The sequence below is a fragment of the Candidatus Methanoperedens sp. BLZ2 genome (genome assembly GCF_002487355.1).
GTDB lineage: Archaea > Halobacteriota > Methanosarcinia > Methanosarcinales > Methanoperedenaceae > Methanoperedens.
Window position 1 is genome coordinate 1 of sequence record NZ_NTMG01000053.1, and the last position, 20,401, is coordinate 20,401.

The 20,401-nt window shown below is 41.1% G+C and carries 22 protein-coding genes and 2 tRNA genes; 14 read left to right on the plus strand and 10 right to left on the minus strand.

The genetic code is table 11. The features are described 5' to 3' along the window. The first annotated feature begins 129 nt into the window (after positions 1-129). Positions 130-627: a hypothetical protein gene (locus tag CL181_RS09265; protein WP_141398858.1), complete on the plus strand. Its 498-nt coding sequence runs from the start codon at positions 130-132 to the stop codon at positions 625-627. Positions 628-632: 5 nt separating this feature from the next. Here CL181_RS09265 and CL181_RS09270 read toward each other — a convergent pair whose 3' ends face one another. The 6 genes from CL181_RS09270 to CL181_RS09300 all read right to left on the minus strand — a co-directional run bounded on the left by CL181_RS09270 (position 633) and on the right by CL181_RS09300 (position 6,941). After that, positions 633-1,460 carry a hypothetical protein gene (locus CL181_RS09270; protein ID WP_097299029.1) on the minus strand — a complete coding sequence of 276 codons (828 nt, stop codon included), beginning with the start codon at positions 1,458-1,460 and terminating at the stop codon, positions 633-635. Beyond that, on the minus strand, positions 1,461-2,393 hold the full coding sequence (locus CL181_RS09275) for a radical SAM protein (RefSeq protein ID WP_097299030.1): 933 nt from the start codon (positions 2,391-2,393) through the stop codon (positions 1,461-1,463). 122 nt (positions 2,394-2,515) lie between these two features. Further along, positions 2,516-3,436 (minus strand): mechanosensitive ion channel family protein, encoded by a 921-nt coding sequence (locus CL181_RS09280; RefSeq protein ID WP_097299031.1) that lies wholly within the window; start codon positions 3,434-3,436, stop codon positions 2,516-2,518. A gap of 133 nt (positions 3,437-3,569) precedes the next feature. Further along, on the minus strand, positions 3,570-3,914 hold the full coding sequence (locus tag CL181_RS09285) for a Smr/MutS family protein (RefSeq protein ID WP_097299032.1): 345 nt from the start codon (positions 3,912-3,914) through the stop codon (positions 3,570-3,572). A gap of 193 nt (positions 3,915-4,107) precedes the next feature. Further along, positions 4,108-6,012: an ABC transporter permease gene (locus CL181_RS09295; protein ID WP_097299034.1), complete on the minus strand. Its 1,905-nt coding sequence runs from the start codon at positions 6,010-6,012 to the stop codon at positions 4,108-4,110. Continuing rightward, positions 6,009-6,941, minus strand: a complete 933-nt coding sequence (locus CL181_RS09300) for an ABC transporter ATP-binding protein (protein ID WP_097299035.1) — start codon at positions 6,939-6,941, stop codon at positions 6,009-6,011. Before CL181_RS09300 ends, CL181_RS09295 begins: the two co-directional genes overlap by 4 nt. Positions 6,942-7,222: 281 nt before the next feature. Between CL181_RS09300 and CL181_RS09305 the strand changes: the two genes are divergently transcribed. Both CL181_RS09305 and CL181_RS09310 read left to right on the plus strand, forming a co-directional pair. Further along, on the plus strand, positions 7,223-8,650 hold the full coding sequence (locus tag CL181_RS09305; RefSeq protein ID WP_176505139.1) for a B12-binding domain-containing radical SAM protein: 1,428 nt from the start codon (positions 7,223-7,225) through the stop codon (positions 8,648-8,650). Positions 8,651-8,770: 120 nt separating this feature from the next. Next, positions 8,771-10,135: an ATP-binding protein gene (locus CL181_RS09310; protein ID WP_097299037.1), complete on the plus strand. Its 1,365-nt coding sequence runs from the start codon at positions 8,771-8,773 to the stop codon at positions 10,133-10,135. 256 nt (positions 10,136-10,391) lie between these two features. On the opposite strand, the gene CL181_RS20285 is transcribed toward CL181_RS09310, so the two are convergent. After that, positions 10,392-10,607: transfer RNA gene (locus CL181_RS20285), tRNA-Trp, on the minus strand. A gap of 115 nt (positions 10,608-10,722) precedes the next feature. On the opposite strand from CL181_RS20285, the gene CL181_RS20290 reads away from it, so the two are divergent. The 7 genes from CL181_RS20290 to CL181_RS09335 all read left to right on the plus strand — a co-directional run bounded on the left by CL181_RS20290 (position 10,723) and on the right by CL181_RS09335 (position 15,149). Then, positions 10,723-10,893 carry a hypothetical protein gene (locus CL181_RS20290; RefSeq protein WP_176505140.1) on the plus strand — a complete coding sequence of 57 codons (171 nt, stop codon included), beginning with the start codon at positions 10,723-10,725 and terminating at the stop codon, positions 10,891-10,893. 10 nt (positions 10,894-10,903) lie between these two features. Further along, complete coding sequence (locus CL181_RS21500) at positions 10,904-11,056, plus strand: transposase (protein ID WP_369332917.1); 153 nt, start codon at positions 10,904-10,906, stop codon at positions 11,054-11,056. A gap of 404 nt (positions 11,057-11,460) precedes the next feature. Next, positions 11,461-12,234, plus strand: a complete 774-nt coding sequence (locus CL181_RS09320; protein ID WP_097299038.1) for a class I SAM-dependent methyltransferase — start codon at positions 11,461-11,463, stop codon at positions 12,232-12,234. A 674-nt stretch (positions 12,235-12,908) separates the two neighbouring features. Continuing rightward, on the plus strand, positions 12,909-13,109 hold the full coding sequence (locus CL181_RS09325; protein ID WP_097299039.1) for a hypothetical protein: 201 nt from the start codon (positions 12,909-12,911) through the stop codon (positions 13,107-13,109). A gap of 50 nt (positions 13,110-13,159) precedes the next feature. After that, positions 13,160-13,258 carry a type II toxin-antitoxin system RelE/ParE family toxin gene (locus tag CL181_RS21505; RefSeq protein ID WP_369332918.1) on the plus strand — a complete coding sequence of 33 codons (99 nt, stop codon included), beginning with the start codon at positions 13,160-13,162 and terminating at the stop codon, positions 13,256-13,258. A 69-nt stretch (positions 13,259-13,327) separates the two neighbouring features. Beyond that, complete coding sequence (locus tag CL181_RS09330) at positions 13,328-14,113, plus strand: prenyltransferase/squalene oxidase repeat-containing protein (RefSeq protein WP_217993136.1); 786 nt, start codon at positions 13,328-13,330, stop codon at positions 14,111-14,113. A gap of 19 nt (positions 14,114-14,132) precedes the next feature. Continuing rightward, positions 14,133-15,149 carry an isocitrate/isopropylmalate dehydrogenase family protein gene (locus CL181_RS09335; RefSeq protein WP_097299041.1) on the plus strand — a complete coding sequence of 339 codons (1,017 nt, stop codon included), beginning with the start codon at positions 14,133-14,135 and terminating at the stop codon, positions 15,147-15,149. A 10-nt stretch (positions 15,150-15,159) separates the two neighbouring features. Here the strand turns inward: CL181_RS09335 and CL181_RS20300 are convergent, their stop codons facing one another. The 3 genes from CL181_RS20300 to CL181_RS09345 form a co-directional block, all read right to left on the minus strand. Then, the gene (locus tag CL181_RS20300; RefSeq protein ID WP_176505142.1) at positions 15,160-15,321 is read right to left on the minus strand and encodes a hypothetical protein; all 162 of its coding nucleotides are present in this window, start codon (positions 15,319-15,321) and stop codon (positions 15,160-15,162) included. 33 nt (positions 15,322-15,354) lie between these two features. Then, positions 15,355-16,503, minus strand: coding sequence for a TIGR04083 family peptide-modifying radical SAM enzyme (locus tag CL181_RS09340; protein ID WP_255251516.1), 1,149 nt, complete (start codon positions 16,501-16,503; stop codon positions 15,355-15,357). A gap of 229 nt (positions 16,504-16,732) precedes the next feature. Next, positions 16,733-16,806 (minus strand) — tRNA-Lys (locus tag CL181_RS09345). A 58-nt stretch (positions 16,807-16,864) separates the two neighbouring features. Between CL181_RS09345 and CL181_RS09350 the strand changes: the two genes are divergently transcribed. The 4 genes from CL181_RS09350 (at position 16,865) to radA (ending at position 20,374) form a co-directional block, all read left to right on the plus strand. After that, positions 16,865-17,260 (plus strand): Mov34/MPN/PAD-1 family protein, encoded by a 396-nt coding sequence (locus CL181_RS09350; protein ID WP_097299043.1) that lies wholly within the window; start codon positions 16,865-16,867, stop codon positions 17,258-17,260. Between the two features lie 66 nt (positions 17,261-17,326). Further along, positions 17,327-18,076 carry an archaeal proteasome endopeptidase complex subunit alpha gene (gene psmA, locus CL181_RS09355; protein ID WP_097299044.1) on the plus strand — a complete coding sequence of 250 codons (750 nt, stop codon included), beginning with the start codon at positions 17,327-17,329 and terminating at the stop codon, positions 18,074-18,076. Continuing rightward, entirely contained in the window at positions 18,054-19,202 is a 1,149-nt protein-coding gene (locus tag CL181_RS09360) for an OB-fold nucleic acid binding domain-containing protein (RefSeq protein ID WP_255251517.1), read from the plus strand. The genes psmA and CL181_RS09360 overlap by 23 nt, the downstream gene beginning before the upstream one ends. Positions 19,203-19,396: 194 nt before the next feature. Beyond that, the gene (radA, locus tag CL181_RS09365; RefSeq protein WP_097299046.1) at positions 19,397-20,374 is read left to right on the plus strand and encodes a DNA repair and recombination protein RadA; all 978 of its coding nucleotides are present in this window, start codon (positions 19,397-19,399) and stop codon (positions 20,372-20,374) included. Positions 20,375-20,401 lie beyond the last annotated feature (27 nt).

Genomic DNA, 20,401 nt, shown 5'->3' on the forward strand with positions numbered 1-20,401 from the left:
AGCCAAACGTAAAACGTAAGTTCCCCTCACGGGTTGCGAGGACTCGTAGGAAGCTCCAGCCCGAAAGGGTGGGGTAGTTCACTCCTCCCTGAAGATAATTATAAATATCCTTCTTACCAGCTTGTTGTCATGAACGATTACTGGGGTGTTCCCGAAAAGGAATACGAAATCTCTCTCATGCAATTCGCAAAAAAACAATTATCAGATGCAGGTTATAGTATACTCAGCGAAAAGGTGGAAGTTTGCAGCGGCGCAGGGGCTCTTACCCTGACTGCAATAATAAAAACAGACCATGGAGTCGTTGGATTATACATTCATGATGGTCCAAGGCAGCGAAAAAAAAGAGGCACTCCCATTATCCGGGTGCTCAGGTTATTACCGGAAATGAAAAAAGTTGAAGACCTGCGAAAATTCGTAATAACACACCAGGATGATTTTCATATGATTCTCGCGCCTGAGAATACGGATTTAAGAGATAAAGCGGAAAAAGAGCTTCTTCAAATCTACTCTGATTTATATGATTCGATAATCAGGGATCTTTACGAAACCGATATAAGCAGTGCAGCAGATGTATTGAGAGTGAGGCTTCGAAAAGAAAATCAAGGACCCTGCGCTTCATGCGAATGAAATAGTTAATAAATATCGAGTACGATATTGATTTTGTCACCCTTATTTAACGGTTTATCACCATATTTTTCCGGGATCAACTTTATTCCGGGTTCATTGATAGATAGAGATAAAGAAAAGGCAATCCCGGAACATCTTACCGATCTATTTTCTTTTGTAATTTCAAGAAGAGAAAAATGCGGGCGGAAAAATCCTCCTGGTTTGACTACACCAAAAAAATGGTCTTCCCCATTTGAACTGATATAGCCATCAATAAACCCCCCATCAATTGCGAATCCCCGGACTATCCCGCAGGTATGGGATGGGGCTAAAAGGAGAGAATAATTCTCATTTACCTCTTCAACAACACACTCAAATTCAACTTTTTTTCCATCAGGAAGGTTTCTCCATTCAATATTTGGCAAAAGTTCATGATCATTCGATGCGCGCAGATAATTACGGGGATCCCTGACCTCGACATGCATAACAGGGTCATTCCAGAAAATAAAATATCCGTTCTTGATAAATGTCCCTATGCGTTCTCCAATTGATATTTCCTCGCCGATTGAAATGTCAGGTTCTATATGGATTATTTTAACCACATATTTTCCCTTTTGTATCGCTATAAGATATTCCTTTGAATCCCTGCCTTTAAATGGGGTAGGCGTATCAAAGCTCCGGATATCGATTACCTTCCCGTCAACCGGGGAAAGAGCCCCGTCCCCGAAACATCCATAATAAATATCAACCGCACTGTTTGTCTTATGGGCTGCGTAAGGGCTTTTCATGAAGGAAAATCTTGAATTATCGGGTGCATAAATGTCTACATCATCGTGCCCTGCAATTTTTTCCATTTAAACTCCATAAGAACAGCACATTTTAGGTATCTCAATGATGTTCAAACCGATATCCTGTCCTGTCCTGTAGGCACTTCTTGATGGCACAGCCATCCTGTCAATCCCGCCCAGGACCGCATACTTATCAAGCATTGAACGGTATCGGCCGCCGGGGCGCACGCAGCTCAATGACAGGGGCACATCAAACATTTCCCGCGCTTTTGTTATTACCCTGACCACATCCTCAATTCCAGGAGGCTGTGCACCTTGCGATGCTGTCCCTTTTGTGGGTATGAATACAACTATCACAACCACATCAGGATTAAATTTCCTGGCGATCTCAAGTGCTCTTATTTCCCCTTTTAATTCACCGTTATGCAGCCCCACAATGATATGCGGTGCAATCCTCGTCCCGAAATACGATAGGTGCGATAATGTACTTTCATAATCCTGTACCGTTGCGGAAAGGCCGAGGATATCATGTATGGTCTCATCATCCCCGATAACATCAACAAGCGCCATGTCAAGATATTTTGAAAGCAGTTCCGCCTGTCCCATGTTAACGATCCCGGTGTGGGCGCTGATCTTAAGATGTGTATCCTTTTTTATTTGTGCGATTTCATCAGCCTGCAAGTATGTGGGAACGCTTCCATCAGGCAAACTTCCGCCGCTTAATAACATTCCATTATTGCCAGCCAGGCGGTGTGCGCACGATCGCAGTTTGCCGTTTGAGCCATCAAGCATATGTGCAAGATAATGTGAATCACAATGCTTGCATTTCAAAGAGCAGTGAGTGCCTGTCAATGATATCGGAGTAAAAGGCTCCCTGAAAAAAAGGAGATTGTTGCCGAATAATTCCATCCTTCGGGTGAAGGATTCATGCATAGCATTTTTTGTTGCGTTGTCGGTGTTGAGGGAATCGATCTGGGCGCAATATTTGTCAAAATGCATATGTTGCTTATTGGATTTGCGATATAAAGAGATTATCTCATTTCAGGATTCAAGCGTCAGCATAAAAGCAGCCTTTTACAAATAATTCTTAACAAAAAATAAATATTAAAAATGAGAAAAACTCATTTTTTCTCCTTTGCATATGCTACTATAGCATCTTTTACCCCATACTTGAATGCCACGACTATGGCGACACCCCACGCAATAGGTCCGAGGAATATATAGAAAATGTTGGTTTTGATTAACATGGTGTCAAATGCTAATACTATCAATACCAGGAACAAAAATCCCCTCATCAAAGGAACGAACATTTCCGAGCCTTCGACATTCATTCCTTTCATTGTTGCCTGCATATAATCCATAATAATGTCGATGGCTAAAAATCCGATTATCAATATCAGGACTCCTGTGAACAGATTAGGAATATAATTTAATACATTTACCAGGAATTCAGTAAGGAATCTAAAACGCAATATCTCTACTGCAGCCAGTATAAATATCAGATAGCCGAACAATTTTACTATGCCAGAAAGGATACCTGAGACTGAAGTGCCGCTTGCTTTCAGGGGTTCTCCCATAGAGCTCTTCATAATCTTATCATCTACACCCATAGCAACAAGTGTTTTGCGGATAACATCTGCGAGAAAATCAACAATTATCAGGCCAATAATCAGTACTATCAAAGCCGTTATTATAAGAGGTATATATGAAATAACCTGGGTGACAAAATCTGTTATAATCTGTATTTTTAGTATATCCAGGATAATAGCAGCAAAAATTATATAAATAAATAGCTTGATTGTTGATTCGAAGAATCCTACAGTGCTCATTCCTGCTTTTCTTATTATTCCTCCTAAAGATGTTTTATCAATAAGATTGTCAAGTCCTATCTTGTCTAAGATCTTAGCCCCGATTTTTCCAATAAACGTTCCCAAAATCCATCCAACAATTATTAGAACAATTACTGCTACCAGTGTTGGTATAAAGGCAATAAATTGATCAGCCAGTTTGTATAAACTATCTAGTATTTTAGAATCTACCATATAATTCACCCCAATAATACCATTGGGGTCAATACTATTAAAAGTTTTTGTTTAGCCATTAACCGCGAGTGCGCTGAGCTGGAAAATCCAGTAGTATGACTGTTAGGTTAAGTGTATTTGCTGACAATTCGCCCTAATACTCCTCCAGCGGCATCTCTTTCCACTCCCGCTCCACCGCCATTGAATTCTTCCTGATTTCAAGTATCAAGGATTCATCTCTGACCCTGGAACCATTTTTGTCTATCCATTTATCAAGTTCCCCGCTTTTTAACATGGCGCGCAATGCGAACTTGATGCTTCCGCCCTCATTCTTGTCCGTAATATTTGCTGCTCCATGTATCAATTTCACATGCCTGAACCCATGTTCATAAGCCTCTTTGATCTTTTCGCGGGCTGCCATGAGTGCAGTCCCTGTTGAATAATTATGCAGGTCAACCTCAATACATTTCTGGAAGATATCTACTTCGAACCATGCCATATGGGGGATAAGATTATACGAGATTTTATTTATAATTTTGCAAAACTTTTAATTATTTTCTGGATTAATTCAAAAACCACAGAGAGCCCAGAGGACACAGAGAAAAAACAACCTCTCTCTGTGAACTCTGTGTCCTCAGTGGTTGATTTTCTTGGGAATGAGTTATTTAAATTGAAAGTTTGATTTAATGACTTTAATCCATAACTTCCTCCCTTAACAAAATATACGCCATTCCCAGTCCGGCAATGCCATATAAAAGAAGCGGCAGGAGATACTCAGAGAGCGCACTAAACCCTTCCTGGTATATCAATACTGAATCAAGAGCCTTTATACCCATAGTGATCGGAAGGGCGTTCCCGACCTTTACCATCAATGCCGGCATGGTTTCAAAAGGGAAAAAAACACCGCACAGGAACAACATGGGGATACTCAGTACAAGGGATGATAACATGGCTGTGTTTTCCGATTCTGCAAATGTTGCTACAGCCATACCGATACCTATGAAAGCTGCTGAATATACAAGGATCACAAGGAACAACAGTCCAAGCTGGCCTGGTGGGACCAGGGCCCCATAGGATATGTATGCGACAGCGACCAGGATGACCCCCTGGAACATGGCTATCAGAACAAGGGTCAGGGTCTTTGCAAAAATGAACTTCTCAAGGGATAAAGGCGTCAAAAGTGTTCTCAAAAGGGTCTTTTTGGTTCTCTCCTGCACAATTGTAATCGAGGAGAGCAGGAATGAAATAAACATCAGGACGATAGATACGATCGCAGGTATCAGGAAGTCAAGATAAGACATATTTTTAAAAACGAATTCACTTTCAAGTTTTATGGGCGCAGCAATAGCGGCAGGTGACTTTGTTCTTACATCGCCCAGGATACTTTTTGTCCGATTGATTTCAGATACCAGGTTTGAAGTGCTATTTTCCATTTCTGTAGAGAGTTTGTTCATCTGAAATGAAACATCAGATGACTGATTCTTGATCTGATCCAGGATCACGATTGCATTCTGGATGTTTGAGATATTTCCCTGGATATTTGAAATCTCAAATATGTAATTGCCGATCAAAACCTGCATACTCTGCAACCTGATGTCGGCGTATATCAGTTTTTCATGCAAATCAGAGGCTTTTTGGGCAACATTTGCAAGGTCATTATGAAGTGATCTTATACGGTCGGTATTTTCAAGTAAAAGCGCCCTTGTATCCTGTATTTGCCTGATGGTGCCTGTAATGGAAATGCATTGTGGTATTGAAACAATTGCACATGTTGAATTATATATTTCCTGGAGATCGGTCTGGGTCGCCAATAATGCGGCATTCGTAGAATCGATATTATCGATCATAAGCTTCAGGTCATCTCTTAAGCTCGCCGAGTCATTATAGATCGAACTTACATTCTTATCAAGTTCTAAAATGTCATTACGCGTTGTATTTATATCCACAGATGTCAGGAACAGGTCAACTTCCATCTGGTCAAGCGTGGTTTTCATCATATTAATGGATTTATTCATCCTGGTTACATTGATCTCATCCAGTCTGGCAAGCACATTCTGTGTATCATTATTCAGTCTGCTGATATTTCCGTTTATAGAAAAGACACCTTCTCTTAATGGGCCAAGTTCTGATTCCATCTCTCCCAGTTTTTCCCAGAGATTGCTGATAAAACCAAAGGTGAGTTCGTAGGATATTTTTTCAGTGATACCAAGGAAAACCGTAGATATTACAGGCGCTATCTGGATACGGGAATTATCAATATACAATTTCATAGACTGCGTCTGGTTTTCGGGAATATATATTCCGGCGCTGTATTTTCCCTTCATGACCCCTTCTTCGATAACAGACGGGTCATTAGTGTTTTCTTTAACGATTATGAACATTTTGCTGCTGTTCAATTCTTCGATTATGTCATTCCCGGGTGTTGACCCGCCTCCAACGCCAAGTTTTACACCTTTCAAACCTTCATTAGAGGCTCCGAAAAAAACCGAACCTATCAATATCATAATAAGAATAGGAGCAAGAAATATCAAAAGTAAAGTCTTCCTGTGGCGGACATATACTAAAAAATCTTTCTTTATGACTGGAACAATGCTCAATGCCACTCTTCTCCTGATGCATGAATAAATACGTCTTCAAGGCTGGGCGTGCTTGATTCAATATTCTTGATCGTTTCTCCTTCTGAATAAAAAATCTCAAAAATTGCCTGAAGCGGCTGCTCATCCGTAAAAGTTATTTTAAGCCCTTTTTCATTTACGCTACATGAAGAAATATTTTTGATGGAGCCCAGGTTATTTTGTATAGCCGCATAGTTCCCTGGTGAGCTTGTTATTAAAATAACCTTTTCACCTACCTTTTTTTTCAAATCATCCTGTTTTCCTTCGATAACTATTTTTCCCCTGTTCATTATCAGTATCCGGTCACATAATAAGTCCGCTTCTTCCATATAATGTGTAGTAAGAAGAATCGTCGTTCCTTCCCTGTTAACAACCCTGATGGTTTCCCAGAGGGCTTTTCTTGATACAGGGTCAAGCCCCACACTTGGTTCATCAAGGATCAATACCTCTGGTTTATGAACGAGCGCGCATGCGATATTTAGCCTTGTCTTCATTCCTCCCGACAGGTTATTGGCCCTTACATTGCTTTTTTCATCCAGTTTTAGCAATGTAAGTATTTTATGGCTCCTTTTCTTGATATCAATAACAGGTATCCGATATAATGAACCGAAGAACATGAGATTTTCACTTACAGTAAGCTCATCGTAGAAACTGTTCTCCTGGGGGACAACTCCGATAATTGAAAGTATGTCTTTCTTGTCAGATACAACATCAAGACCGGATATAAATGCATGACCTGATGATGGTCTTGATTGGCAAGAAAGGATTTTGATCAATGTTGACTTTCCGGCGCCGTTTGGTCCGAGAAGACCGAATATGATCCCTTTTTCAATAGCCAGGGTTACATTATCCAGTACTTTGAAATTACCATAGCTTTTTGTTATAGAGCGAAGTTCTATTACAGGTTCCATGTTCGTATTATATTTTTATTCTATTCCATAATTTATTATATACTATTCAGAGCTTTTTTTAACTTATATGAAACTATAAACACTTATATTATCTTAATGATTAATATGCAATATCGATATTCGGGTTTGATCAAAAACCAGGAAAGGAGACAATCAACTTCCCATGATGATTATAGTAATAATACTTACCCCCTTTATTTCCACTGGACAAATTCGCTTTCAAAGTTAATTATTCAATAATTATTTATGTGATACTAAAGTATCAAATGCAGTGTGTAAAAATGGAAAAGAACACTATAATTTTATTTAACCCGATGCCTGTTGAACATCCCGTTGCGATCCAGAATAAAATGACAACGTCCCTGCAGGTCCCGCTTGTTAATGTTCCTCTATCGCTTCTTGCTCTTGGGAGAATGATCGGGGATGAATATGACGTCAAAATAATCAATGCAGTAGTAGATAATGATTATAAAAGAAATATCATCGATGCCAGCAAAAACGCCCTGTGCCTGGCGGTCAGCAGCATGACCTGCTACCAGATCAGTGATGGTATTGATGTATGCAAAGCTGTCAAGGAACTTTATCCGGAGCTTCCGGTCATCTGGGGAGGATATCACCCGTCAACAGAGCCAGTGCAAACCCTTAATAATCCTTATATCGACATTGTTATCAGGGGACAGGGAGAGATACCTTTTAAGGAAGCAGTGGGAAAAATTAAGAAAAAAGAATCCCTTAACGGGATTCGGAGTATTTCCTATAAGGAAGGTGGGAGAATAATTGAAAATCCAGGACAGGAATTCAAAGCCCTTGATTCTTTCCCTCCAATACAATATGATATGATAGATATAGAGCGACACGTCAAAGGATATAAATTCGCAGATCGATGCATTGATTATTATTCAAGTATGGGCTGTGCGGCAGGATGCGATTTCTGCTCAGAGCCCCTGTTTTGCGGCAGGCGCTGGTCAGGGCTTTGCGCAGAAACAGTGGTTTCGGAACTTGAGTATCTTGCAAAAACCTACAATATTGATACATTCATGATCCGGGACAGTGATTTTTTCATCAATGTGAAACGGGTGAAGGAGATTTGCAGGCTCCTGATCGGGAAAAACCCGGGGCTTCGTCTCACGAGCGTCAATGGCAGGATGGAGCAGCTGTCGCGAATGGATGATGAGGTTTGGGGACTTTTGCGAAAAGCTGGAATTCATGAGATATTCATAGGCTTTGAAAGCGGGCTCCAGGAGGCGCTTGATGCTATGAATAAGGGAGCAAATACAGGCCAGATAAAAATGTGCATTGATAAATGCATAGAACATGATATCGATATTCGCGGCTCATTCATGGTGGGAATTCCGGGAATGGATGCAAAAGAAGAAGTGACAAGGACATTTGAGGAAATCAATAAGATCATTTCTGCTTACGGGAAAATGGGGAAACTTAAACACATGGATATTTTGTTATCGTTTTTTACGCCATACCCGCATACTAAGCTATACGAAGCCTCTGTTAAGAACGGATTAAAGCCCCTGAACACTCTTGAAGATTGGGGCGACTTTGACCAGTTTGATTTTAAGGCGCCGTGGTTTTCACAGGAGTATTTTGATATTACCAGGGATTTCAGGGCAGGGATGCCAATGAACTCGGGATGTGGTTTTGAGAAATGGTGCAGGTTTTATGAGGGAATTGTAAAGAGGCTGGAACGAATTTGAGATAAAAGAATTAGTGGATATCATAAAGAAGCCAGGCATATATAGCGCAGAAGATCTGGCTCAAGATAATATGTATGCAGGAAAAATGTTATATTATACTAATTCAAATTAGTACTAATTATGATTAGTAAATTTATCGACCGCCACCAAGAGATGTCTTTACTAGAAGAAGAATGGAATAAACCGGGTGGAAGGCTGATAATACTATATGGAAGAAGGAGAATAGGCAAGACAAGGCTGCTGACAGAATTCATATCAGGAAAGAAAGGGATATTTTACATTGCAGAAGATACCTCTCCCCATATACAGATAAATGGACTAAAGGAAAAAATCGCAGAATTCACTGGCGACAGCCTGCTTAAAACCCTGGAAATAAAGGATTGGGACCAGCTTTTTGGCTATCTTGCAAAGAATTCTCCGCAAGAGCGCTTCTACCTGCTGATAGATGAATTTTCATATCTTGTGAAAAGTGACAAAAGGATTCTCAGTGTGATGCAAAAGTACTGGGATACCTCTTTTGCAGCCTCGAACATCTGTCTCTTGCTTTCAGGTTCAATGCTGGGACTTATGAGCGAAATGGTGCTATCCTATGCGTCACCTCTTTATGGCAGGCGGAGCAGGGATATACTTTTAGATGGACTTTTTCTCAAAAATGCTAAAGAGTTTCTCAACATGCCTTTCCCGGAAGCGCTTGAATTGTACATGTCAATAGGGGGGGTGCCTGAGTATCTGATCAAAGCCTCAGAATACAAAAGCTTCAAAGATTTTATTGAAAAAGAGTTTTTCAGCAAGCACGGTTATTTCTACAGAGAACCGTATTTTATAATCTCTCAGGAATTTAAAGAGCTTAAGACCTATTTTTCCATTCTCAATGCTATAGCTTACGGCAACACGAGGCCTACGGAAATAGCCAACTTCACAGGCATTGGCGCCAGGGAAATATATCCGTATCTTGAGAACCTTCTCCGCCTGGGATTTATAGAAAGACAGGTTTCTGTAATCGGAAATCCCAAAAAAGGATTGTACCTGATAAAGGATCATGTTTTCGACTTCTGGTTCAATTTCGTATTCAAATATAGAGAAGAAATTGAACGAGGCGTTTTTAGTGTTGAAAATGAATCATTGACGAGTTTCTTTGGGAAAAAATTCGAAGCATTTGTTTTGAAGGAGTTTATTTTCAACCTGCTACCATCTTCTCAAAAAATAGGAAAGTGGTGGCACAAAGAGGAGGAAATTGATATAGTTGCATTGAATGAAGATAGTAAAGAAATTGTTTTCTTTGAGTGCAAATGGAGTATATTAAGAAAGAAAGAGACTGAGAAGATTTTCTTTGAATTAAAGCGCAAAGCATCACTGGTGAAGTGGCAAAATCCAGACCGCAAAGAGCGTTATGGTGTTATTGCCAAAACTATTGAAGGGAAAGAAACTTTCAGAGAAAAAGGATACTTTGCTTTTGACCTTGAAGATTTCCAGTCGAACTTATAAAAGTTCTCATTGACATGAGCATGGCAAGGTCGAGGGCATCTATGAAATGATCGGCTTCACATAATAGATGTACCCAGCATCGCTGAAGTTTGTCAATCCAACTATAAGCTGCCATCGGCAATATTGGCTCCTTTATGTCCTTCACCGAGAATTTCTTCAAGTAATTTTGTACCTCTGGACTTTCGAATAACGACAAGAGTTTCATTAGTATCTGTCCGGAATATCCAAAGCCCATACTAATTATTTTATTATAATGTGGGGCTGGTGAGATTTGAACTCACGATCGACGGGTCTCTCCGAAAATGCCAGGTTTTTGGCAATTTAATCTTTGAGCAGCACGTTCAGTGCTCCAACGGTTCCTCATTGTTTACCGCGTCCGGTTCACTCGGTAGACCCGTTGCTCATCATCACTTCCGGATTTCTCCGGTTTTCCGCTGGAGCCCGTCGCCATGCCGGACTAGGCCACAGCCCCTTGTGGGTCGCTAATAATTCCTCCGATTGTTATTAAAGGTATCTAATCGTATACCTTAATACTTACACACCGCTCTTACTAATTATTTAAAAGCCAGGAAATGATTGGATGAACCATGCAACAACAAATAAATAATAAAAAATTTCGCCATGACAGGCATACTGTGTCACTGCTGACGGATCATATGGTTTTCACTCAGAAATATGGGGGAAAGATATTGACTGGCGATGTCACGATGATCACAGAAGGCATCCTTTGCAAGACACGCAAAAGAACTGGATATTGAGATTATTGAGATAGCGGTCAATCCTGACCACGTCCACATTTTCTTTAAATACCCTCCAAAGTATTCCCTGAGTTTTATTGCAAAGAGATTGAAAGGAAGAACAAGTCGGATACTCAGGAAAGAATTTCCTCATCTTAAGGAATGGTGTGGTGAACATATGTAGTATTGAAACACAGGATGTACATCATGCAAAAAACGCCACCTACAGGCCTCGTACTTAAGTCCGGGGTTTGTGACTGAAGACGATAGGAGTCATGTGCATCCTTTGAATAGCTTGAACCAGAATAACAGTCGCGGCGCTAAAATTGGGGCACAAGAGTTCAAAGACAACAGAGATCTATACGCATGTAAGTAACAGGGATATAGGGAAGATAAAAAGTCCGCTGGATAGCTTACAGATAAAAGGAGGAGAGGATGATGATTGAAGATGTTCGACCAGAAGGATGTATATGCCATTAATTCCTAATATTTCGGAGGGAATTATAACGGCAACATCCATGTCACCGTAAAAGTATATTGTATAAAATAATAAACTATAGCACCATGAAGTTCTTGGAGGAACACAAAATGAGCGATGAAGAGCATAATATTCACGATTTTGATATTGCATTAATTTGCGAATATTTTTCCAGTATGGATCGTCAAGGGCCAGGAAGCCAGGAAGCAACAATAAAAGCATTGAGCTTTATTGATAATATACACGAAAAATCAAACATTGTTGATCTTGGTTGTGGTACTGGAGGTCAAACTATAGTTTTGGCTCAAAACACTCCAGGGAATATTACAGGCATTGATTTATTCCCTGGTTTTATCGACAAACTAAATGACAATGCACAAAAATTGAATCTTCAAAGCAGAGTTAAAGGCGTTATTGGTTCAATGGATAAACTTGATTTTCAATCAAATGAATTAGACCTTATTTGGAGTGAAGGAGCAATATATAATATTGGTTTTGAAAAAGGCATGAATTATTGGAATGAGTTTTTGAAAAAAGGCGGCTATGTTGCTGTTACTGAAGCATCATGGTTTACAGAAGAACGGCCAAAAGAAATATTTGATTTTTGGAATGAAGCGTATCCTGAAATAGACACCATTCCAAATAAAATTGCTCAAATGCAAAAAGCAGGCTATGTTGTTATGGCATCATTCATATTGCCTGAAATTTGCTGGATTGACAATTTTTTTGTTCCGGAAATAACAGCACAAAAAATATTTTTGGATAAATACAAAGGTAATAAATCTGCCGAAGAGTTCGTAAAATACGAAAAGCATGGAGCTGAACTTTATAATAAGTATAAAGAATATTATGGGTATGTATTTTATATTGGAAAGAAAATATAGAAGCTCCGCCAGCATCCGTGCTGACGGCTAACGTAGCGGAATTAACGGCATATAACAGCGGCTACCCGGTTTCGCTCCCGATGGTCGTTTCACCCGAAATTGTCAGCCCTATTCAGCTGCGGCGGATGATGATAGATTTTGGAAGATTAAAATTATCATCACCGCCTTGCTTCATAGCCAGGCTGACAACTTCGGGTAGCTGCGAAACGTTATGCTCACTTCATAAAGAGTTCATAGTTATATGAACTCAGAATCAAAACTCGCTGATTTTCACAAGCATATGGAATTTTATATCCAACACGTTATTAGGGATTGTAAATACTGAAAGTTGCCACTCTCACTATTTTCGTGCCCATTTTTGCCGATAAAAGCCTAAAAAACAAAAATCGATAAGAAGCCTCATGCACCCGCGTCAGGATGCCCCGTTTTTCGAAAAAGGGGTCGCTGACTGCATCCACACTCGTTCTCATGCTTTCTCAAAGACGATGGAAGCCGGAAAACCTTATTAAAGCTAAAATCTGGTTCAAAAATTTGTAATGTGTGTAATGAATGACTTCATAGAAAAGTACATTAGCGAATCAATTTATTAAACTATATGGTCAGTAAGAATATGATTATTTTAATTCAAATATATTGTTAGTAATTATTAATGTTTTTAAATAAAGAGGTATAGAATGAACATGTTAGAAACAAAAGCAGATGTGTTTTGGATGGCTTTCAAGAGTTTGCGAAAAAAAGAAAGACAATCTGTTATCGAAAGATTGCTATCGGATACAGAATTTATGGAAGACCTGAAAGATATAGCTACAATCGAAATGCGTTGTGAAGAACCTTCAAGGCCCTTAGAAGATTATCTTGCTGAAAGAGAGAAATAATTAATGCCTTATGCTGTATATTTAAAGAGATCAGCAGAGAAGGATATAGAATCAGAGTGGGTGATTATCGTATCCTTTATGTAATTGATGACAAAGATAATAAAATAGAGATAATTTCAGTTGCTCTTCGTAAAGAAGTTTATCGTTAACTATAGTAGCAATAAAAAATTGTTTTTTATCAATGAAAAATTATATTTAAAGTTATGCAATCCAAAAAAATGGACTCACAGATAAACAAAGATGAATGCAGATTAAATGCTTTGTCTGGAGCAGGTTTTAAAATTGATATTACAGGAATTAACATTGCGGCTTCTCGTGGACTGGTCTGGTTAAAAGAACAACAACCTGAAGCGATCAAAGACATATCACGCTCTGTCCAGGCATTAACAGTATGGAATGAATCCGCATCCACCCAGATTGAAAAATTGTTATCCCTGAAAAAAGACGGATACTGGAAAACACAAACTCCTCTTACTGATACGGCAAGAGCATGTATTGCGCTTTGCGGATCCGGGAAGGTACAACCTGAAACGGTCAGATGGATACGGGAACAGCAGCGCGACGATAACTGGAATAACAGTGAAATTGACACAGCTTATGCTCTCATGGCCCTTGGAGAGTGCCGCATAAAAAATGAAAACGGATGCAATTGGCTCGTCAGCAATTATGGGAAGAAATGGGAACATCCCGGAACAACTTCTCTTATAATCACTGCGCTTTCTATCCAGAATAAGGAAAAATACCGCGGTTTTTTAAGCAATCGTGCAAGCTGGCTGCTTTCAAAAAAAGAAGATGGGGGCTGGACTTATATCGCAACAAGCAACCTTGTAATCCAGGCTTTGATCCTTGCAGGGACAAAGGAAGAGGACATTACCCCGTCCATCAAATGGCTTCTTGGAAAACAGCAGGAAAACGGAAGCTGGAAAGACATAATCTCAACTACCCTGTCATTGATCACATTAAAAATGTACCTGGATAAACTTAATAGCATTTCAAAGAAATGAAGGGGCAGGAAAGATAGTCATGAGTAAAAAAGCAGCAGTCATAAAAGGCGACGGCGTAGGACCTGAACTTGTAAACAGTATGCTCAGGGTGGCAAAAGCTGTCGGTACCGAGGTCGAGTTCATAATGTGCGAGGGCGGAGAGCAATGGTGGAAAGAAAACGGGGGAGATTCCCTCATCCCCCAGGAAACATGGGACATCCTTGGTGAAACTGATGCTGGTTTTAAGGGCCCCACGACCACACCGGGCGGCGCAGGTTCACCAAGGAGCGTAGCCGTATCGATCCGCCAGAAGTTCAACCTCTATGCAAACGTCCGCCCGATCAAATCCTTTCCCAATACCCAGAAACCTCTTGGTGATGTGGATTTTGTCTGTGTAAGAGAAGGCACTGAAGGCCTGTATATCGGAAAAGAAGTCCAGTTAACGGATGATGTTTTTATCGCCATTCGAAAGATCACCCGGCCTGCATGTCGAAATGTCGCAAAGTATGCATTCGAGGAAGCCGTAAGGAGAGGCTGGACGAGTGTGGTGGCAATCCATAAGAGCAATATCCTGAAACAGACTTGCGGCACGTTTCTTGAGGAAACAGAAAAAGTCTCAAAGAATTATCCGGGAATCGAGCTCGAAGAATATCATATAGATAACATAGCCCAGCAGCTCATCAAGAACCCGCAGATATTCAACCAGAAAGTCCTGCTTTCAACCAACCTATTCATGGATATCCTGAGCGAGGAGTGTTCTGCTCTTGTAGGAAGCATCGGGCTCATTTATTCGGCAAATATCGGTGACAACTATGCGATGTTTGAGCCTGCTCACGGCTCTGCGCCAAAATATGCAGGACTTGACAAGGTAAATCCTGTGGCTACAGTGCTTGCTGGAGCGTGGCTTCTTGATTATCTGGGCGAGAAAAAGAATTCCGAAGCTATTTTTGAGGCAACGGAAAAAGTGATCTCCGAAGGCAAATACCTGACTTATGACCTGGGAGGGAGCGCAAAGTCAAGCAAGATGGTTGATGAGATAATCAAGAAAATAAAGTGAAAAGGAAAATTTATTTTTTTAGTCTTATTCGCAACCCATTGTCACCGCCACATGTAAATTGCTCGATCTCAACTTCATTCCCATCTTTGAGATCCAGATTTTCACATATTGCGGTCGGTATGGCAATTACCAGGTTCTTACCCGACTCTCGAAGTTTTACTACTTCACCCATATTATCACCTTTTTTATTTCTGATATTCTAACTTTAACCTGAATCATGCGATTGGATGCGCTTCATCATCAATGGCATTATTCCATGCTTTGCGGTCTTTTTTGGTTCTCCCGGAAGACCGAACATCGGCATATCAGGGGAGCCAAAAAACTCATTCTCCCATCTGTCCTTTATTTCCTTGAATATCCTCTTATAAGCAATACAGTGCGGGTCAACGCCCTTTATTTGGCCATTATAAGGCGCCATGGCATTGTACGGACATCCGCCCCTGCAGAATTTGATGTTGCTGCATTCTTTGCAATTCCGGTTAACATAATCCTTGAACTGGAACATTTTCTTCCAGGCATCGGACTTTGCAAGGTCTTCCTTTCCGGGATGGTCTAAAACATTTCCCATGACGTATTCAGGCATGCCTATGAAACGATAGCATGGATATATGCTCCCGTCAGGACCTACCGCAAAGGTATCTCCCATGCAATCAACAAAGGTACAAACAGTGCCTCGGCTGGTAAACATGCATTTACAGAGGTGGTCAATATTCATGATCTCGATCTTGCCCATGTTTTCCAGGTATTTATCAAGGAGATAAACCAGCAATTCCCCATACTCTTCCGGGGAAAGTGCAAATTTTTCCGGGGTTTCATCACGAATTGAAGGAAGCGCGGGATGTAATTTCAGGGTTATGCCATTCTCAAGGAAAAAATTAAAGATCTCCTCTTTCTGTTTTACGGAATGGGATGTGAAGGTGCAAATAAAGCTAACCTTAAGACCATTTTCCCTTGCGATTTGAAAGCCTTTCATGGTCTTATCGAAGTATCCTTTTCCCCTCTGGAGGTCAGTAAGTTCCTTTGGGCCATCAAGACTGGAACCGATTGGAATATTATACTCTGCAAGGACTTGAGCCATCTCAGGGGTCATTAACCAGAGATTGGACTGAAGTGCAAAAGCGGGTTTAATGTGACTGAGGTTTTTAGCCAGTAATGGAAGCGCTTCACGGTAGAAATCAACACCTGCCATGAGAGGCTCACCGCCGTGGAAAGTAAAAGTAACCTGGTCGGACCGGAAATCCTTGAGCCACTCAACTACTTCTTTGATGGTTTCAATACTCATTATCGGGGAGCCTTTATCAGAACTCCAGCAATAACTGCAATTAGCGGGACAGCTTAATGTTGGTATCAGCATTACGTGAAAAGCCATATGACATCTTGATTTAGCGATTCTTTAAAGTATTAATAGTTTTGCTGCAATTTTCTGTATGATCCATATACAAACTGAACAGTATGTTACTCTATGGTAAGCTTCATAAATAGAAGGAATGAACTCAATTTGCTTGAAGATATTTACAATTCAGACTCAGTAAAATTTGAGGTATAGTACCTTTGTTTATTATTTTGAGCTTTTAAATCAATAACGGGCTGGGAGGGATTTGAACCCACGGCCGTCGGATTAAGAGTCCGACGCTCTGCCTGTCTAAGCTACCAGCCCAAGACTTCCCTCTAATAATGCTAAGTTAATATATACATTTCGCACCAATAAGGTTATCATGAAAATCGCGCGGGAAACTTTACAATTCATACTTGAAGTATGCAAATCATCAGCACCGCATGAATTTGCAGGAATGCTTTCTGCCAGCGGGGATGTCATTACTGAGGTCATAGTAGTCCCTGGCACAGAGTCAAGTGATGAGAGCGCAGTAATGCAGTTATTCATGCTTCCGAATATACATACGATCGGGTCGGTGCACAGCCATCCTTCCGGGAATATGACCCCCTCTGGTGTTGATCTTGAGCTCTTTGATAAGAAGGGAGTTGTTCATATTATTGCAGGCGCGCCATTTGATCTTAAAAGCTGGAGATGCTATGATAAAGATGGGATCCCTGTCAAACTTGAAGTGGTTGATTATGAATTCAAAGATGAAAATGACATATTATTTGAGTAAAAACCAATATAGTATAGAAATAGATATATACTCTGCAACCTTGAAACATAAAAACCAGGAGACAATATGATGCAGTCACCACAAACAGGATATGATAGTGCAATAACCGTATTCAGCCCTGATGGGAGGCTGTTCCAGGTAGAATATGCACGTGAAGCTGTGAAAAGAGGAACAACAGCAGTCGGAATTAAAGCAAAAAACGGCGCAGTCTTATTAGTAGACAAGCGTGCCACCACAAGACTTGTGGAGATGGAATCCATTGAAAAAATTTTCCAGATAGATGATCACATAGGTGTGGCAACATCGGGATTGGTAGCTGACGCGCGCGCTCTTGTAGATTTCGCCCGCGCACAGGCCCAGATCAACAAGACAACTTATGATGAGCCCATCGGGATCGAGACCCTGTCCAAAGAGATATGCGATTTCAAGCAGTCCTACACACAGACAGGCGGAGTAAGACCTTTCGGGACATCTCTTCTTATCGCCGGGATCGAGGGACATAGAACGCGCATTTTTGAAACCGACCCCAGCGGAGCTTTGCTTGAGTACAAAGCAACCGGAATTGGCTCAGGAAGATCTGAAATAATGGAGTTCCTGGAGAAAAAATATACTGAAGATATTGATCTTGATAAAGCTATCGTTCTTGGGCTTGAAGCCCTCAGGACAGTAACAGAAGGCAGCCTGAATGAATTGAACATCGAAGTCGGAGTGATCGAACTTTCAACGCGAAAATTCAGGAAGCTGACTGTTTCCGAAGTGAAAAAATTTATATCAGAAGTCCCCAAAGAAACCGGTGAGAAGGGAAAGAAAAAATAATATGGTGAATTTCGAAGAGATTGAAGAGATTTTTAAAAGACTTCAAGGGAAACTTACACCTGACGAATTCAGGTCAAGGGTTGAGACGAAATTTACGGAAATGAATGGTCTTTGCGATTCGAGGACCGCAGCGATGCTTGTTGCAAGCGAACTGGGGTTGAATGAGAACGTTAAGATCAGGGACATGACCGCTGATAAAGGCAATGTTGTTTTTATCGCAAAGGTGACTTCTGTTGGGGATATCAAGGAGTTTTCGCGCGATAATGATACCATGGGCCGCGTGGTAAACCTTAACCTTGCGGATGAAACTGGCTCTATCAGGGCAGCTTTATGGGATGATGCTGCCGACCTCGTGAAAATTGGGGATATAAAGATTGGGCAGGCCATTAAAGTAAAAGGATTCATTAAACAGGGGCAGCGAGGGCTTGAAGTGAACGTGGGAAGGGGCGGGAATGTTGAACATGTTGAAATCGAAGTTCCTGTGAAAGTAAAAGCCCATAAGATCAGCGAGATCAAAGCAGGAATGAATGACCTGAATATTCTTGGCAAGGTGCTTGACATAGGAAAAGTGCGCACATTTGCACGCAAGGATGGAAAGACAGGTAAGGTCGCAAATATTACCATAGGTGATGAAACAGGAAAAATCCGGGTTACTTTATGGGATGCAAAAGCTGAATCTCCCGGTGTAAATGCAGGGGATATCGTGGAAGTAATGAATGCATACGCCCGGGAAAATACATTCAGCAACTCCACAGAACTGTCGCTTGGTTCTGGCGGAGGAATTGCCAAAAGCAGCGCGGTAGTTACCTATAAAGAACCTCTCACCCCAATATCCGATATCGGTATTAACTCAGCTTACAGCGTGGCCGGGCATGTCTCAGGAATTGATGATTTAAGGGAATTCGATAGGCCTGACGGCACAAAAAGCAAGGTGTCAAACATTTATATCTCAGATAATACCGGGCGTATAAAAGTGGCGCTGTGGGGCGAACATGCAGACCTTGTCAATGAACTTGAAATCGGAAGCGAAATACGCATTGTGGATGCATATGCTAAATCGGGAAGGAATGAGGAAGTGGAACTTAGCGCAGGCGCCAGGACGAGCATACAGGTTATTCGAAAGTAAGCCCTATGATGGGATTCTCCAGTGGAAACCATGGGGTTTCATTATCATAGCAAATTTCAACTTATGATAATACCTCTAAAGGTAGGATAAATATTACTTTCACTCCGCTCTCATAAGGTTTATTTATAGACACACCAAGATAATGGATAATTGTGCACCAGATAACAAACAAAACGTGCACTGGAGAGAACAACATGGCAGAAAGAAAAACTTTGGAAGATTTGCCGGGTGTAGGTCCGGCAACAGCAGAGAAATTGAAAGAAGCAGGTTTTGGCTCAATTGAGGCCATAGCCGTATCATCCTCATCCGAACTTGCAAGTATAGCTGAGATCGGGGAATCGACCGCACAGAAGATCATTAATGCGGCACGTCAGGCCGCAGATGTCGGGGGATTTGAAACAGGCGATCTTGTGCTTGAGCGCAGGAAACTCGTGGGAAAGTTAAGCTTTGGCACCAAAGCCTTTGATGACCTCATGGGCGGCGGGGTTGAGTCCCAGGCAATTACAGAGTTCTACGGCGAATTCGGTTCGGGAAAGACACAGGTTGGCCACCAGATGGCTGTAAATGTGCAGCTCCCAAAGGAAGAAGGAGGACTTGAAGGATCAGTGATAATAATTGATACTGAGAATACTTTCAGGCCAGAAAGGATCACCCAGATGGTAATGGGATTATCTGCAAAACATGGGAAAGAATACGATCCTGAGGAGTTCCTGAAAAACATCCATGTTGCAAAGGCCTATAATTCAAACCACCAGATATTACTTGTGGATACGGCAAGTGATCTTGCTTTAAAGCTGAGGGATAATGGCATGCCGGTGCGCCTGCTGATCGTTGATTCATTAACAGCTCATTTCAGGGCTGAATATGTGGGACGCGGAACCTTAGCAGACAGGCAGCAGAAACTCAATAAGCACATGCACGACCTGATGAAGTTCGCAAGTCTTTATAATGCAGCCATTATCGTTACTAACCAGGTGATGTCAAAACCTGATGCATTCTTCGGCGATCCCACAAAACCCATAGGCGGGCATATCGTGGGACATACCGCAACATTCAGGCTGTACCTGCGGAAATCCAAAGGCGAGAAGAGGATAGCAAGACTTGTGGACTCTCCGAATCTTCCTGAGGGCGAGGCGATATTCTCGGTCACTACGGAAGGGCTTAAGGATTAAGCAGATAATATATTTGGAAGTCATCTG

Excerpts from the sequence above, each read along its gene's own strand:
- CL181_RS09330 (WP_217993136.1), top strand. The coding sequence starts at position 13,328 with ATGGACTCACAGATAAACAAAGATGAATGCAGATTAAATGCTTTGTCT.
- radA (WP_097299046.1), top strand. The coding sequence starts at position 19,397 with ATGGCAGAAAGAAAAACTTTGGAAGATTTGCCGGGTGTAGGTCCGGCA.
- CL181_RS09320 (WP_097299038.1), top strand. The coding sequence starts at position 11,461 with ATGAGCGATGAAGAGCATAATATTCACGATTTTGATATTGCATTAATT.
- CL181_RS20290 (WP_176505140.1), top strand. The coding sequence starts at position 10,723 with ATGCAACAACAAATAAATAATAAAAAATTTCGCCATGACAGGCATACT.
- CL181_RS09285 (WP_097299032.1), bottom strand. The coding sequence starts at position 3,914 with ATGGCATGGTTCGAAGTAGATATCTTCCAGAAATGTATTGAGGTTGAC.
- CL181_RS09335 (WP_097299041.1), top strand. The coding sequence starts at position 14,133 with ATGAGTAAAAAAGCAGCAGTCATAAAAGGCGACGGCGTAGGACCTGAA.
- CL181_RS09340 (WP_255251516.1), bottom strand. The coding sequence starts at position 16,503 with ATGCTGATACCAACATTAAGCTGTCCCGCTAATTGCAGTTATTGCTGG.
- CL181_RS09280 (WP_097299031.1), bottom strand. The coding sequence starts at position 3,436 with ATGGTAGATTCTAAAATACTAGATAGTTTATACAAACTGGCTGATCAA.
- CL181_RS09310 (WP_097299037.1), top strand. The coding sequence starts at position 8,771 with ATGATTAGTAAATTTATCGACCGCCACCAAGAGATGTCTTTACTAGAA.
- CL181_RS09275 (WP_097299030.1), bottom strand. The coding sequence starts at position 2,393 with ATGCATTTTGACAAATATTGCGCCCAGATCGATTCCCTCAACACCGAC.
- CL181_RS09265 (WP_141398858.1), top strand. The coding sequence starts at position 130 with ATGAACGATTACTGGGGTGTTCCCGAAAAGGAATACGAAATCTCTCTC.
- CL181_RS09350 (WP_097299043.1), top strand. The coding sequence starts at position 16,865 with ATGAAAATCGCGCGGGAAACTTTACAATTCATACTTGAAGTATGCAAA.
- psmA (WP_097299044.1), top strand. The coding sequence starts at position 17,327 with ATGATGCAGTCACCACAAACAGGATATGATAGTGCAATAACCGTATTC.
- CL181_RS20300 (WP_176505142.1), bottom strand. The coding sequence starts at position 15,321 with ATGGGTGAAGTAGTAAAACTTCGAGAGTCGGGTAAGAACCTGGTAATT.
- CL181_RS09305 (WP_176505139.1), top strand. The coding sequence starts at position 7,223 with ATGGAAAAGAACACTATAATTTTATTTAACCCGATGCCTGTTGAACAT.
- CL181_RS09300 (WP_097299035.1), bottom strand. The coding sequence starts at position 6,941 with ATGGAACCTGTAATAGAACTTCGCTCTATAACAAAAAGCTATGGTAAT.
- CL181_RS09325 (WP_097299039.1), top strand. The coding sequence starts at position 12,909 with ATGAACATGTTAGAAACAAAAGCAGATGTGTTTTGGATGGCTTTCAAG.
- CL181_RS09270 (WP_097299029.1), bottom strand. The coding sequence starts at position 1,460 with ATGGAAAAAATTGCAGGGCACGATGATGTAGACATTTATGCACCCGAT.